This is a genomic window from Photobacterium nomapromontoriensis (assembly GCF_050336815.1).
Lineage (GTDB): Bacteria > Pseudomonadota > Gammaproteobacteria > Enterobacterales > Vibrionaceae > Photobacterium > Photobacterium nomapromontoriensis.
In genome coordinates, this window is sequence record NZ_JAKJSL010000029.1 from 51,392 (window position 1) to 66,975 (window position 15,584).

A 15,584-nucleotide genomic window follows, 5' to 3' on the forward strand; every position below is an offset into this window, starting at 1 on the left:
GGATAATGCCAGACGTTCATCATTTGTTATATTGGAGTGTTTTTTGAGGAAAGTTAAGGGCAAGAAACAGCCCCAATCGCGCCTTTCCGGGGGACAGCGCTTACTGGAAAGCTTTTTGATTATTGGCATTTTGTCAGCAATTTTTATTATGGTTGCGCTCATCAGTTTTGATCCTGCTGACCCTTCTTGGTCCCAGACAGCTTGGGAAGGGCCAGTACAGAACAAAGGGGGAGCTTTGGGTGCCTTGGTGGCCGATACATTATTGTTTACCTTGGGCTCACTCGCATACCCTTTACCTGCAGTCATTATTTTAGCCGCCTGGATTTTATTTCGTCGTAGAGAGCAGCCGTTTAAGGTGGATTACATGATCTACGGTACACGATTACTCGGGCTGTTGCTCCTGTTTGTGACAAGCTGCGGTTTAGCGGATCTCAACTTTGATGATATTTGGTATTTCTCGTCAGGTGGCGTGATAGGGGATGTGGTGTCGAATATGGCCCTGCCACTCTTTAACCTACTAGGGGCAACGCTTGTTCTGATGTTTGCTTGGGCCGTTGGGTTTACCTTATTCACGGGTATTTCATGGTTGACTATCGTGGATACGTTAGGGGAGAGTGTGTTGGCTGCATTGGCTTGGGGGCTAAATAAGGTACGCGCCGATAAGTCAGAAACATTATCTCCGTTTGCGACGGATATTCCCGATGAGCAGAATACAGAATTTGGACGTCATTTAGTTCAGCAAATGGCTGAAGAGCCTGATGCTGACGATGCGCTTTTAGCGTCTAGCAGCTATACCGCTGCCGCTAACCCGGTAGAAAAATCTGACGTTAATGATCGTAACTTGTTTTCTCGTCAGGAGCCGCAGTTTAGCCATATTGCCATTCAAGATACGCAGGACAACACTATTCAGCGCGAACCAGATAACGACACAGGTCCGGTTATTGTTATGCCTCAGCGCCAACCCGTCGCTGTTCAGACGGTGCAACAACCGACCGTTCAGGCTGTTGTGGCAGAGCCTGTCGAACCTGTCGCTATTCATTCAACGATGCAAGCTAAAGGCATGACCATTGCAGAACTTGAGCGAGCGCTGGAGAAAGACGAAAATTTCACCGTCAATATTGACGATGTTACCCCGACCGTAACGGTGACCAATGCCACTGTTTTAGCATCGGAGGATAACGAGACGGTGATGTTACCGCAGGAAGATAAGGAACAACGGCAGGATAATCGGGAAGATATCGGGGCGTTGCAGCAAAGTCATAATCTACCGATATCGGTCGAGATGCCGATCGAGCCTGTTTTATCAGCGCCTGTAGCCGCTGCTGAAGGGGTAATACAACAAGCATACGATCCATACATAGATACTCAGGCCACGGCTGAGCGTGAGGATTCACATCCTGTTCACATGACTGCTGATATAACAGAAGCAGTATATTGTGACGAGGCAGAGTGCATCGAGCCTGTTGAGACTGAGGTAACTCGGGTTACGCCAACGGTTATTGAAACGGTATCTCACCCATTAAATGCGGAACCTGATGTTGCTCCGGCACATAATATCGAAATTGGTGTCCAGGATGGCATGTCAGAGCTGGAGCGTGCAGAGCGCGGAAGTAGTCACGAAGACGAGTTAAGTGATGAAGAAGCATTCCTTAAAAAAATTCGGGATGCACAGAAGGCACAGGCTCATGCTGCAGGCTTAGACAATCCTTTCTTGATGAAAAGAGAGGCTGATTTGCCGGTACCGACAAGTCCGATGCCAACGGTGGATCTGCTGGCTCCGGCGAAGCAGAACGTCGAACCAGCCAGCGAAGAAGAGTTGAAGCAGACGGCGATGCTGGTTGAGTCTAAGCTAGCTGATTATAAGATCAAGGCTAAGGTCGTTGGGGTTTATCCTGGTCCTGTGATTACTCGTTACGAGCTGGATTTGGCTCCAGGTGTAAAAGTGAGTCGGATTTCCGGTTTATCGAAAGACTTGGCGCGGGCCTTGTCCGCGTCGGCTGTACGAGTGGTTGAAGTTATTCCGGGTAAACCTTATATCGGTCTTGAATTGCCGAATGTTAACCGTGAAACCGTGTACATGTCGCAGGTGGTAGCCAGTGATAATTTCCAGCATAAAAATAGTGCATTGCCGATCGTATTGGGTTACGACATTGCAGGTGAGGCCGTTGTAGCTGATCTGAGCAAAATGCCTCATTTGCTGGTGGCGGGTACAACCGGTTCTGGTAAGTCGGTCGGTGTAAACGTGATGATTTTGAGCTTACTGTATAAGTGTAAGCCGGAAGATTGTCGTTTCATTATGATCGATCCGAAAATGTTGGAACTCTCGATTTATGAAGGGATTCCACATCTTTTGACAGAAGTGGTAACCGATATGAAAGATGCCAGCAACGCCCTGCGTTGGTGTGTCGGTGAAATGGAACGTCGTTATAAATTGATGGCTGCGGTTGGAGTGCGTAATTTGGCGGGCTTTAACGACAAATTGCAAGAAGCGGCAGCTGCAGGTCATCCGATTCATGATCCGTTATGGAAACCGGGCGACAGTATGGATGAGTTCGCTCCTCTACTAGAGAAAATGCCAAGTATCGTTGTGATTGTCGATGAATTTGCCGACATGATGATGGTGGTCGGTAAGAAAGTAGAGGAACTGATCGCTCGTTTGGCCCAGAAAGCACGTGCGGCGGGTATCCATTTGGTACTGGCAACCCAGCGTCCGTCGGTGGATGTGATCACCGGTCTGATCAAGGCGAATATTCCAAGTCGTATGGCCTTTACGGTATCGACGAAAACTGACTCACGCACCATTCTTGACCAAGGTGGCGCAGAGTCGCTACTGGGTATGGGGGATATGCTGTATTTGCCGGCCGGCCAAAACCATCCGGTGCGAGTACATGGTGCCTTTGCCTCTGACGACGATGTGCACAATGTTGTTAATGATTGGAAGGCGCGCGGTAAGCCACAGTATATTGAAGGGATCTTAGAGGCAGACCAAGGTTCTGATGGCTTATTACCCGGTGAAGCTCCGGTTGCCAGTGAAGATGATCTCGATCAGCTGTTTGATGAGGTTGCGGCTTTTGTTGCTGAAACGCGCCGCGGATCGGTATCCGGTGTGCAGCGTAAGTTCAAAATTGGCTATAACCGTGCGGCACGGATTGTTGAGCAGCTAGAGGCGCATGGTATCGTGAGTACTCCCGGCCATAATGGTAACCGTGAAGTGCTGGCACCACCACCGCAGCAGCGTGATTAATGTCGCTGTTTTGCACTAGAATAATGATTAAGCCAGCTCTTTTGCTGTGAGCTGGCAATTAACCAGAAGGTTTTTAATACAATGATGAAGAAAGTCGTATTCAGCGTGTTGATTGCAGCTCCGATGATGCTTTCCACCCAAGCTATGGCAAATCCACAGCAAGAACTCAGTACCCGCTTGGGAAAAGTTAATGCATTCAGTGCCGATTTTAGCCAAACGGTGATTAGTCCTGAAGGAAAGGTATTGATGGAAGGTGACGGTGATGTGTCGATTAAGCGACCTAATCTGTTTCGCTGGAACACTGAAACACCGGATGAAAATATCTTAATCTCAGACGGTAAAACATTGTGGTACTACAGCCCATTCATTGAACAGGTCACTGCAATGTGGTTGGATGATGCCACCGATCAAACTCCCTTTGTGCTTTTGACGCGTAACAGTAGCGCCGATTGGCAGAAGTATAATGTTGCTCAAACCGCAGATACTTTTACGTTGACGCCAAAAAGCAGCGCATCCTCTATGGGGAAATTTGTGGTAACAGTGGCCAAGAGCGGTGATGTTCGAGGGTTCTCTGTGATTGAGCAAGACGGCCAACGCAGTAACTTCACCTTTACGCACTTTGATAAAAAAATCCCTGCAGCGAACATGTTTACCTTTACACCACCAAAAGGTGTCGAGCTAGATGATCAACGTAATTGATTAGTTTGCTACTCAGCATTCGAGAGGGGATGAGTTGACATTGGTGATTGATATATCACACTGATACTCGATACTCGATACTCGATACTGTTATTTAGGTGGCACCAACGTGCCGCCTAATTTTGTTTTTAAGGAATCATGACCTTGAATAACTTCAGCCTGGATTTTTCATCAGACTTCCGTCCGCTGGCTGCCCGTATGCGCCCCCGGACTGTGCAGGAATATATTGGCCAGCAGCATATCTTAGGCGAAGGTAAACCGTTGCGCCGAGCATTAGAAGCCGGTCACTTACATTCAATGATCCTCTGGGGTCCTCCGGGGACAGGAAAAACAACGTTAGCTGAAGTGGCGGCACATTACGCGAATGCTGAAGTGGAACGAGTGTCTGCGGTGACCTCTGGCGTCAAAGATATACGTGCCGCAATTGATAAGGCACGAGATAATAAAATGGCAGGACGTCGTACCATTTTGTTTGTGGATGAGGTACATCGTTTTAATAAAAGCCAGCAGGACGCATTTCTCCCCCATATTGAAGATGGTACTGTGACCTTTATTGGAGCAACAACGGAAAATCCGTCGTTTGAGCTGAATAATGCACTGCTGTCGCGGGCGAGAGTGTATAAGCTGAAATCACTCGAAAATGATGAGATCCTAGAAGTGATTGAGCAGGCACTGGCGGATCAAGAGCGCGGGGTTAGCGAAACAAAATTACATTTTATTGATGATGTTAAAGTGAGATTGGCGGAGCTGGTGAATGGCGACGCAAGAATGTCGCTCAATTACCTTGAGCAGATCATCGATATGGCTGACGAAGACAGTCAGGGGTATAAACAAATTACGTTGGCCCTGTTAGCGGATGTGGCCGGAGAGAAAATTGGTCGCTTCGATAACAAGGGCGATTTGTGGTACGACATGATTTCAGCGGTGCATAAATCCATTCGAGGCTCCAGCCCTGATGGGGCATTATACTGGTTTGCGCGAATGCTACAGGCCGGGTGCGACCCGTTGTATGTGGCCCGACGCTTATTGGCTATCGCCTCAGAAGATATCGGTAATGCCGATCCGCGCGCGATGCAAGTCGCGGTATCTGCTTGGGATTGTTTTACTCGAGTGGGTGCTTACGAAGGGGAACGGGCAATTGCTCAGGCGATTGTTTATTTGGCCAGTGCACCCAAAAGTAATGCAGTCTATACCGCGTTTAACCAAGCAAAGCTGGATGCCGCCAATCATCCTGACTATGAAGTGCCACATCATCTGCGCAATGCGCCGACTAAGCTGATGAAAGAGCTGGGTTATGGCCAAGAATACCGCTATGCCCACGATGAGCCGGGTGCGTATGCGGCAGGGGAATGTTACTTTCCGCCAGAGCTAGCGGGTACGCGTTATTATCAACCGTCAAATCGCGGCTTGGAAACTAAAATTTCAGAAAAGTTAGATTATCTTGCTTCATTAGACGTAAAAAGCACGTTAAAGCGCTATCAATAATAGGGCTTTTTGGGTATTGTTGACCCACTAGCGTTAGGTTTTCTAACGTCTTCTGAACAAAAAATTATTTAGCCAGCAACTTGGTTAAATAATATGCACTTTAGAGCATTATGAGCACAGGATTAGCATGCTAGATTCTAAATTACTTCGAACTGAGCTGGACGCAACAGCCGAAAAATTAGCGCGCCGTGGTTTCACTCTTGATGTTGAGTTACTACGTTCCCTAGAAGAAAAACGTAAGTCACTTCAGGTTCAAACTGAAGAGCTTCAGGCACAGCGTAATTCGCGATCGAAGTCCATTGGCCAAGCAAAAGCGAAGGGCGATCACGAAGAAGCTGAGCGTATCCTTGCTGAAGTCGGTAACCTAGGTTCTGAACTGGATGAAGCGAAAAAAGCACTTTCTGCTCTGCAGTCAGAGCTAGATGCTATTACTCAGACAGTCCCTAACCTGCCAGACGACTCTGTGCCTGTAGGCAAAGACGAAAATGAAAACGTTGAGATTTGCCGCTGGGGTGAGCCGAAATCTTACGATTTTGAAGTAAAAGATCACGTTGACCTAGGCGAACTGGCTGGTGGTCTTGATTTTGCGAGCGCGGTGAAAATCACCGGTGCCCGTTTTATCGTGATGAAAGGTAAATTTGCCCGTCTTCACCGTGCAATTGCTCAATTCATGCTTGACCTACACACGGACGAACACGGTTATACGGAAATGTATGTACCGTACCTTGTGAATTCTGATAGCTTGTTTGGTACAGGTCAGCTGCCTAAGTTTGGTGCCGATCTATTCCACACTCAGCCACTAACGGAAAAAGTGAATGACGAGGAACCGCGTGTTCTATCACTGATCCCAACGGCTGAAGTACCTGTAACCAACTTAATGCGTGATACCATCAGCGAAGAGGCTGAGTTACCTATTAAGATGACAGCACATACCCCTTGTTTCCGTTCAGAGGCAGGCTCTTATGGTCGTGATACTCGCGGTTTGATCCGTATGCACCAGTTTGACAAAGTTGAATTGGTTCAGATCACTCGCCCTGAAGATTCAATGGCTGCGCTTGAAGAGCTGACTGGCCACGCTGAGAAAGTACTTCAGCTGCTAGAACTGCCTTACCGTAAAGTTGTGCTGTGTACTGGTGATATGGGCTTTGGTTCAGCGAAGACTTATGATCTTGAAGTCTGGGTTCCAGCTCAAGAAACGTACCGTGAAATTTCATCATGCTCAAACATGTGGGATTTCCAGGCGCGTCGTATGCAAGCGCGTTTCCGTCGTAAGGGTGAGAAGAAACCAGAATTGGTTCACACTCTGAATGGCTCAGGTCTTGCTGTTGGTCGTACTATGGTGGCTATTCTTGAGAATAACCAAGAAGCTGACGGCCGTATTCGTATTCCTGAAGTACTACGTCAGTACATGGGTAATGCAACACATATCGGATAACTATCCAGATAGTGTAGAGACATTAAAAACCGGCTAAGTAGCCGGTTTTTTTATATCCTTTCAAGTTTGCTGCCGACTCTATTCTCTGTCGGCGAGATGCTTGGTAGCTTCACCGAGACCTCATTGGCAATATCAATTAACACATTGTCAAATAAGTTGAAGAGCGTGTCGGAGATTTGTAAAGAAAGCGCGTACAGTTCTCTATTGGCTTGGCGGCCATGACTATTTTTTAAGTCAATTTCATTAAACTGGGCAAAGAGTGATTCGATCAGTAATGGTGGAATAGCATTGCTTTTTGACAGCACCATCTGGTTCAGTCGGCGTTTAAGAATCTGTGTATGTAGCAATAATTCTTTTTCCATTGCACTACTGTCAGCGGTGTAGTTATGAATGGTGTAGCGAAATCGACTCAGGCTATCGATGGCATTTAACGTGATCGGCCAGACTGTTTGATATTGGTGTAATAAATATTGCTTGTCTGTAGCAAGTAAACTCTGTGTCAGGATATCATCAATAAGGTATAGGACGTGACGAATCGCTTTCCCATGGGATGATTGATTTCGCAGTAGTGAGTATTTAGGCCAATCACTTAGCAGGGTAGTAATGCGTTTTTGCAAGATTCGATACATTGGTTTGCTACTGGTATCTGTTTGAGTAATTAAGCTTTGCAGCAAAGCTTGTATCGCCATGGACTCCGCATGGATGACAGGTTGAGATTGAGTTGGATTATTGTCTTGAGTGAGAATCTGATGTGCATGACGTCGATGAAAACGAAGTAGATGAATTAACTGCCTGAGTCCGATAATTTGATTGAAGCGGCTTTGTAAAAAATGGTGATTCTTTTTTGTCTGGACAACAAATATGCCGACGATCAGACTCAGTGCGCAAACAGAAATAATCAAAAATAGCATAAAGCATCCAGCCCATATCTTTCAGTGGAATAAGGGGTTCTGCAATTTCTATGCCTGAGAGTTATTGTTTTGACGTTATTTTTAAATCGTAAAAAATCAATGAATTATATTATTTACGAGAGAGTTTGGTTTGTGCCGCGAATGCAATTGGTGCAAGGTACGATCATTTTTGGTGCAGAGGAAGCTGGATAAGAGTAATCAGCCTGTTATTAACCACGAGTATTACATAATGAGCATGGTATAAAAAAGGCCCATAAGGGCCTTTTAGTCAGCTCGGATCATCTCAGTTTACATGACACGCATGCCAGGCTGAGCGCCTTCGTGTGGTTCAAGGATCCATAGATCTTTACCACCAGGGCCTGCAGCTAGGATCATGCCTTCAGACATGCCGAACTTCATCTTGCGTGGTTTTAGGTTGGCTACCATTACAGTGTGTTTACCAACCAGTTCCTCTGGCGTATAAGCAGACTTAATACCAGAGAATACCTGACGCATTTCACCGCCAATATCCAATTGGAATTTAAGTAGTTTGTCCGCTTTTGGCACCGCCTCACAAGACACAATCTTCGCGATACGAAGGTCAACTTTAGCAAAATCGTCAAATTCGATTTCTGCTTCAATTGGCTCTTTGCTCAGTTCGGTCACATTTTTCGCCGCTTCTGCTTGTTCTTTTGCTGCCATTTCAGCGGCTGCATCTTCTTTTGAAGACTCAACCATTGCTTCTACGTGCTTAGGATCAATACGGTTAAACAGTGCTTTGAACTTAGTCACTTCATGGTTAGTCAGTGGCTGAGCAATAGATTCCCAAGTCAGTGTTTCATTCAGGAATGCTTCTGTGCGCTCGGTCAGGTTAGGCATTACTGGTTTCAGGTAAGCCATCAACACGCGGAACAGGTTAATACCCATCGAGCAGATTTCCTGCAGCTCCAGGTCTTTACCTTCTTCTTTTGCGACAACCCAAGGGGCTTTTTCATCAACATACTGGTTAGCTTTGTCAGCCAGTGCAGTGATCTCACGAATGGCACGGCCATATTCGCGTGATTCGTAAAGTGCACCAATGCGATCTGCGGCTGCGACAAATTCCGCGTATAGAGCAGGTTCAGCACAACGCTCAGAAAGCATGCCATCGAAACGCTTAGCAATAAAGCCAGCATTACGAGACGCTAGGTTAACAATCTTGTTTACGACATCGCTGTTTACACGCTGGGTGAAGTCTTCAAGATTAAGATCCAGATCGTCAATACGGTTGTTCAGCTTCGCTGCGTAGTAGTAACGCAGGCATTCAGGATCAAGATGCTGAAGGTAAGTACCTGCCTTAATGAAGGTACCTTTTGACTTAGACATCTTCGCGCCGTTGACCGTTACGTAGCCGTGAACAAATACATTGTTTGGTTTACGTAGTCCAGCACCGTCAAGCATGGCTGGCCAGAACAGGCTATGGAAGTAAACGATATCTTTACCGATGAAGTGGTAAAGCTCTGTTGAGCTGTCTTTATTCCAGAACTCATCAAAGTTCAGATCATCACGCTTGTCGCACAGGTTCTTGAATGAGCCCATGTAGCCGATTGGCGCATCTAGCCATACGTAGAAGTATTTGCCAGTTTCACCTGGGATTTCAAAACCGAAGTAGGGTGCATCGCGGGAGATATCCCATTGCTGCAGACCAGACTCGAACCACTCTTGCATTTTGTTTGCAGTTTCGTCCTGAAGCGCACCTGATGTGGTCCACTCTTTTAGCATGCCTTCAAATTGAGGCAGGTCGAAGAAGAAATGCTCTGAGTCTTTCATCACTGGTGTGGCACCAGAAACCGCAGACTTAGGGTTGATCAAATCGGTCGGGCTGTAGGTTTCGCCACAGTTGTCACAGTTATCGCCGTACTGATCTTCAGCTTTACACTTAGGACAAGTACCTTTGACGAAACGGTCAGGTAGGAACATCTCTTTCTCAGGGTCAAACAGCTGAGAAATAGTGCGGCTAGTGATAAAGCCCTTGTCTTTAAGCTGGGTATAGACAAATGATGCCAGCTCACGGTTCTCTTCAGAGTGTGTGCTGTGGTAGTTGTCAAAGCTAATATCGAAGCCCGCAAAGTCAGCTTGGTGCTCTTTGCTCACTTCGGCGATCATCTGCTCAGGTTCCATACCCATCTGCTGGGCCTTAAGCATGATTGGAGTACCGTGTGCATCGTCTGCACAGATGAAATGAACTTCGTTGCCGCGAAGGCGCTGATAGCGCACCCAAATATCCGCTTGTACATGCTCAAGCATGTGACCCAAGTGGATAGAACCGTTAGCGTACGGTAGGGCGCAGGTCACCAGAATTTTTCTTGGATTTGCAGCCATAATGTTGTCTTTCGCTCATGATGGGTAATAAAAACGTAGCGTTAAATATTACCTGATGGACAGCATATTGCCTAGGAGGATCTGTGGTAATTCAGGGTAAACAGGGGCGATAGCGAGGCATTGGTGATAGGATGAAGGGAATGAGTAAAAATGGAGCGTTGAAAACCATGAGTCGTGACTCAATTATTCGTTTCGAAACTGTTGCAGATATTACCTGCTGGCTGAATCAGTTTGAACATCCTTGGCTGCACAATGAATGGGCTGATACGCCCAACGTCGTTTCGGTTTCTGCCGACGGTCAGATTTCAATCGTTCTTCCTTTTGCTGCTAATACGGTTGCAGAACTGCTGGAACAATGGATTATCACTCAACAGCAGCTGCAGCATATTCCGCATGATGCCCATTTTGTTGTTTCTTGTCGTGTCGCTCCTCTAGCAACGGGTGATAAGTCACCCCTTAAAGGCGTTAAGAATATTATTGTGGTGAGCTCGGCTAAAGGTGGGGTTGGAAAATCGACTACCTCTGTGAACCTCGCGCTGGGTTTACAAGCACAGGGTGCCAAAGTGGGTCTATTAGACGCTGATATCTATGGCCCCTCAGTGCCGCTGATGTTGGGCTCCGTGAATGAGAAACCGCAATCGCCTGATGGCAAAATGATGATGCCGATTGAGTCGTGTGGCTTATACACCAATTCAGTGGGCTATCTGGTCCCTGCCGACAGTGCGACGATTTGGCGTGGGCCAATGGCATCGAAGGCATTGTCGCAGATCATTAATGAAACCTGGTGGCCGGATCTTGATTATTTAGTGATTGATATGCCACCCGGTACTGGTGATATTCAACTGACATTGGCCCAGCAGATCCCGGTGACTGGAGCCGTGGTGGTCACCACCCCGCAAGATTTGGCGTTAGCAGATGCGATTAAAGGGGTCAGCATGTTCAATAAGGTCGATGTGCCAGTATTGGGCGTGGTAGAAAATATGAGTTATCACATTTGCAGTAATTGTGGTCACCATGAGCCGATTTTTGGCACGGGTGGAGCAGCGCGCATGGCGAAGGAATACGCAGTACCAATGCTGGCTCAGCTGCCGCTGCATATTAAAATTCGCGAAGATATTGATAACGGTAAACCAACCGTGGCGGCATCACCGGAGTCTGAGCAAGCACAGGCGTATATTCTGTTAGCAGGGTCAGTGGCTAGCCGATTATATTGGCAGGGCATGCCAGTAGCAGAGCAGATCACAATTCGTACAATGTAAACCGTTGCTTCCGCCTAAGCTGATGAGTTTATAATCAAATATAGCAGATGTCGCATTTTTGCTGGCTTCTACTTGCACATCTGCCTATAATCATGCGGTTTATTTATGCCTATTCGCTTCATTGCTACTGATATTTACCATTGGCAATGAGCATTTAAATCGGTGTTTCCACCAAGTCACGTTGTTTTACAGGTGCTTTCTGATATGTCTGAACACACACACCAATGCGTTATTATCGGTATTGCAGGTGCCTCTGCATCCGGTAAAAGTCTGATTGCCAGCACAGTTTACAAAGAACTGAGAGAAAAAGTCGGCGATCATCAGATCGGTGTTATTACAGAAGATTGTTACTACAACGATCAAAGTCACCTGAGCATGGAAAACCGGGTAAAGACCAACTACGATCACCCGAATGCATTGGATCACGATCTGCTTTGTGATCATCTTGAAATGCTTATTCAGGGTAAAGCGGTTGAAGTTCCACAGTACAGCTATAGCGAGCATACTCGCATGGAAGAAACCACCACAATGACACCGAAGAAAGTGATCATTCTGGAAGGTATTCTGTTGCTAACGGATCCACGTCTTCGCGAATTGATGCACGCCAGTGTATTTATGGATACCCCGTTGGATATCTGTCTGCTTCGTCGTCTTCAGCGTGATGTCGCTGAACGTGATCGCACAATGGAATCAGTATTGAAGCAGTATCAGAAGACAGTACGTCCGATGTTTATGCAATTTATTGAGCCATCAAAGCAGTATGCGGACATCATTGTCCCTCGTGGCGGTAAGAACCGTATCGCGATTGATGTGCTTAAAGCGCATATCGACAAATTGCTACACGCTTAAAATGAAAAGGCTGACAGTGTCAGCCTTTTTTATTTCAGTAATTCATCAGGCAACCTCATGGTTGCCTATTTTTTTTGGCTAATTGTTGTTATAAAAAGCGTTAAGATTTTATCCAGTCCTCGTTGGGGGGATGTGGATACGTAGAACATGGAAAAGATGGGGATAGAATGAAAAAAATACTCTTTGCCTTACTCGCCGTGGTATTGCTTGCTGTGATTGGTATTGCCGCTTTGCTGGCGTTAGTGGATCCAAATCAGTTTAAGCCGCTAATTGCTGAGCAAGTGAAAAAAAATACCGGTCGTGATTTAGTCATTGAAGGCGATATTGATTGGCGCTTCTTTCCGAGTATTGGTTTTGATATCGGTAAAACCGCTTTTCGTAACCCTGCGGGTTTTGCTGAACCTAATATGGTGCAATTCGATCGTGCGGAACTGTCTGTCTCTGTTATGCCATTGTTCTCGCAACAGCTTGAAATTGGAAATGTTAGTTTGCTGGGAGGCCATGTTTTTATCCAAACCTTGGCGTCAGGGGTAAGTAATCTTGATGGTATTGGTAATAAAAAAGCACCGGGAAAACACCCTTCTGGTGAGCCAGCAGCGACAGAATCTGAACCAAAATCTGATACAGCGACCCAAAAACCATGGGCCATTTCATTGGAAGGTGTCGAAATAGTCGATGCTAGCGCGATGATCCGTGACGATAAGGCGGGCAGTCAAACCGAAATTGACCAGTTTAATTTTTCATTAAGCCATTTTGCGCCTGGCGAGTGGGCGAAAGCCACGTTTGATGTTAATGGTAAAAGCGGTGAACTTGGGTTTAGCGCAACCGGTGAAACCGAGCTGATGATTGCCAAGACATTCGACAGCGCCGAGGTTAAAGACCTGAAGTTATCTGCATCCGCGCAAGACAAGCTAAATAATATTGAAGCTTTCACTTTAGCAATGGATAAATTCCAGTTTGGCGAGTGGTCGAACGTTGAGTTTTCCATTAAAGGGCAAGTACCCGATCTGGCCTTTGATACCCAAGGTTCAACACAGCTTAAAGTCAATAAAGCCATCGACAATATCTCATTGGAAAAGTTGGTTGTTGCCGCTGATCTTGCAGGTAAGACACTCCCTCGTCCTAAAATGACGTTAAAACTTGATGCTGATGCCAGCTATCAACTTAGCCGTGGGCTGGCCAAATTGGCGCGTATGACTGCCAGTATTGATGAGTTGGCGGTAACGGGTAAAGGGTCATTCCAAGCGGCCGATATTCCGGTGATCCGCTTTGCATTGGCTTCCGACAATATTGATGTGGATGCGTTTTTGGGGACGGGTAAGGCAAAGCAAGAAGGGGCTGCTTCTTCTGCAGAGAACGACACGGCTTCAACCCCAAGTGATGATACAAAATCAGAGGCGGATAAAGACCAAGAACCGGACTTGTCAGCAGTGAAGACGGTGGATCTCGCGGGGACAGTTGCAATTGGTCAGTTGACAGCCGCAAATGCCAAAATGAGCGATGTGCTGATGGATGTGCAGATCAAGCAAGGTGTGTTAGATCTGAAAAAACTGTATGCCAAGCTGTATCAAGGTGAAATTCAAGCCAAGGCAAAAATTAATGCTAATGGTAAATTGCCAACTTACCGTATAACCAATGATATCAAAGGGGTGCAAGTGCAGCCTTTATTGGTTGATGTTATTAATAATGACGTACTTGCGGGTCAAGGTGACATTTCTGTGCAACTCAGCGGTCGAGGGTTGGCACAATCTCGTATTCGCGAAAACATAGCGGGTACGGTTGATATTCATTTTGCAGATGGCGCCATCTATGGGATCAATATTCCGGAGATGATCCGCGAAGCGAGAGCAACACTGAAGGGCAAAAAAGCAAAATATGTAAAAGAAGCGAAGAAAACAGATTTCTCTGCGATGAGTGCGACTTTCACGCTAGGGAAGGGGATCGCTTCGACACATAATTTGGATGTTAATTCACCGTTATTGCGTATTGCAGGGCAAGGGGCGACCAATCTTGTTTCTGAAACGATTGACTTCACGATCAATACCTCGGTTGTTGCAACAACGAAGGGGCAAGGTGGTAAAGAAGTTGACGATGTTGCTGATCTGACGGTACCGATTGATGTGAAAGGAAATTGGACTAAGCCGGCTTTCTCGCTAAATATTGCTCAGTTATTAAAGCAAAACAATGAGTTGGAAAAGAAAGCGAAGAAGGAAGTCCAGCGAGGTTTGGACAAACTGTTTGGTGATAAAGCAAAAGATGAAGATCTCAAGAATGCCGCAGATAAATTGCTTAAAGGGCTCTTTAACTAACCATCTTGTTTTTCATCTTAGGTGATCGATTGGGTATAAAGGGTTTGCCATTGGCAAGCCCTTTTTAAGGTATGCAACTAACACCTTTTAGGCGTTAAGTTTTTTTTTCTTGACCGATTTCTGGTGTTCCAACGTGGCCTGAAAGGCTTTTAGTAAGTCGACAGCCGATAACATACCAACCAATTCGTCGGCTTTATTGAGAACGGGGGCAGCCCCGACGTGATTATCAAGGATTGTGCCGATGGCTTTCGTTAAAGAATCGTAGGTACGAACATGAATAATATCTTTACACATGACATCTTGGATTTGGAGATCATCCGTTAAATGATAATCGTGGCCAATGTCAGGCGATTCATCAACCCAGCCTGGGCGTCGAAGTTCACGATCACTGATAATACCGACGAGCGTTCCCACGTTGTCAACGACCGGTAAGTGCCGGATCGTTTCGTCTTTCATTAAGAAAAAAGCCTCTCTTACACCGGCATCAGGCTGAATGGTGATTACTTTTTGAGTCATGTATTCAGACACTTTTGTTGGCATTGCATCTTCCCTTTGTCAGAGTGAATGGATGTTGCCTGATTTACCCTAGCGAATATCACTATCCTGAACTGCGAGCAACCTTGGGTTTTTACGATTGTTCAATATTGAATGGGTAAATAAAATGATGCTTTATATCTATCCACAATGCTCGAAAACTTCACCCAGAGGTTGTGCAATATGAACAGCGAAATAAGGTGTTAGTGGTCATTGATCTTCGATTGGGTATGATGGATTATCTGCCAGCACTGTGGTTAAGATTACTGGGTAATCAAGATTTTGATGCAAATCTCTGCCACCGTTCAGAGTGCGCCATTTAATCATGATAGATATAAAATTTCACCAATATTAATTCTGTCTTGAGGTTGGTTTATATATTTACTTTCATTGTTTTTGTTTCTTTGTCATTGAATTTAAACATTCAGCTGTTTTCAGAACATTTCTGAGCGCAAGTTTCAGTTCAGGTTGTATATTGTAGGTATACCCAGGTGATATCAAATGACTCGTAAGAGGTGA

The 15,584-nt window shown here is 46.0% G+C and carries 10 protein-coding genes; 7 read left to right on the forward strand and 3 right to left on the reverse strand.

Going from position 1 to position 15,584, the window contains the following annotated elements; all coding sequences use genetic code 11:
* Window positions 1-43 precede the first annotated feature (43 nt).
* The 4 genes from L4D12_RS12465 (at window position 44) to serS (ending at window position 6,863) form a co-directional block, all read left to right on the forward strand.
* Window positions 44-3,244, forward strand: a complete 3,201-nt coding sequence (locus L4D12_RS12465; RefSeq protein WP_428448170.1) for a DNA translocase FtsK 4TM domain-containing protein — start codon at window positions 44-46, stop codon at window positions 3,242-3,244.
* 84 nt (window positions 3,245-3,328) lie between these two features.
* Complete coding sequence (gene lolA, locus L4D12_RS12470) at window positions 3,329-3,943, forward strand: outer membrane lipoprotein periplasmic chaperone LolA (protein ID WP_428448229.1); 615 nt, start codon at window positions 3,329-3,331, stop codon at window positions 3,941-3,943.
* A gap of 144 nt (window positions 3,944-4,087) precedes the next feature.
* Window positions 4,088-5,428, forward strand: a complete 1,341-nt coding sequence (locus tag L4D12_RS12475; protein ID WP_428448171.1) for a replication-associated recombination protein A — start codon at window positions 4,088-4,090, stop codon at window positions 5,426-5,428.
* 127 nt (window positions 5,429-5,555) lie between these two features.
* Window positions 5,556-6,863 carry a serine--tRNA ligase gene (gene serS / locus L4D12_RS12480; RefSeq protein ID WP_428448172.1) on the forward strand — a complete coding sequence of 436 codons (1,308 nt, stop codon included), beginning with the start codon at window positions 5,556-5,558 and terminating at the stop codon, window positions 6,861-6,863.
* A 50-nt stretch (window positions 6,864-6,913) separates the two neighbouring features.
* Here serS and L4D12_RS12485 read toward each other — a convergent pair whose 3' ends face one another.
* Window positions 6,914-7,774: a hypothetical protein gene (locus L4D12_RS12485; RefSeq protein ID WP_428448173.1), complete on the reverse strand. Its 861-nt coding sequence runs from the start codon at window positions 7,772-7,774 to the stop codon at window positions 6,914-6,916.
* 288 nt (window positions 7,775-8,062) lie between these two features.
* The gene (metG, locus tag L4D12_RS12490; RefSeq protein ID WP_428448174.1) at window positions 8,063-10,114 is read right to left on the reverse strand and encodes a methionine--tRNA ligase; all 2,052 of its coding nucleotides are present in this window, start codon (window positions 10,112-10,114) and stop codon (window positions 8,063-8,065) included.
* Window positions 10,115-10,281: 167 nt separating this feature from the next.
* Between metG and apbC the strand changes: the two genes are divergently transcribed.
* From apbC to L4D12_RS12505, 3 genes are all read left to right on the forward strand, one after another.
* Window positions 10,282-11,373, forward strand: a complete 1,092-nt coding sequence (apbC, locus tag L4D12_RS12495) for an iron-sulfur cluster carrier protein ApbC (protein ID WP_428448230.1) — start codon at window positions 10,282-10,284, stop codon at window positions 11,371-11,373.
* A gap of 204 nt (window positions 11,374-11,577) precedes the next feature.
* Window positions 11,578-12,222 carry a uridine kinase gene (gene udk / locus L4D12_RS12500; RefSeq protein ID WP_428448175.1) on the forward strand — a complete coding sequence of 215 codons (645 nt, stop codon included), beginning with the start codon at window positions 11,578-11,580 and terminating at the stop codon, window positions 12,220-12,222.
* Window positions 12,223-12,389: 167 nt separating this feature from the next.
* Window positions 12,390-14,531 carry an AsmA family protein gene (locus L4D12_RS12505; protein ID WP_428448176.1) on the forward strand — a complete coding sequence of 714 codons (2,142 nt, stop codon included), beginning with the start codon at window positions 12,390-12,392 and terminating at the stop codon, window positions 14,529-14,531.
* Window positions 14,532-14,618: 87 nt separating this feature from the next.
* Here L4D12_RS12505 and L4D12_RS12510 read toward each other — a convergent pair whose 3' ends face one another.
* A complete protein-coding gene (locus tag L4D12_RS12510) occupies window positions 14,619-15,071 on the reverse strand; it encodes a CBS domain-containing protein (protein WP_428448177.1) in 453 nt (150 codons plus the stop codon).
* Window positions 15,072-15,584: the final 513 nt, after the last annotated feature.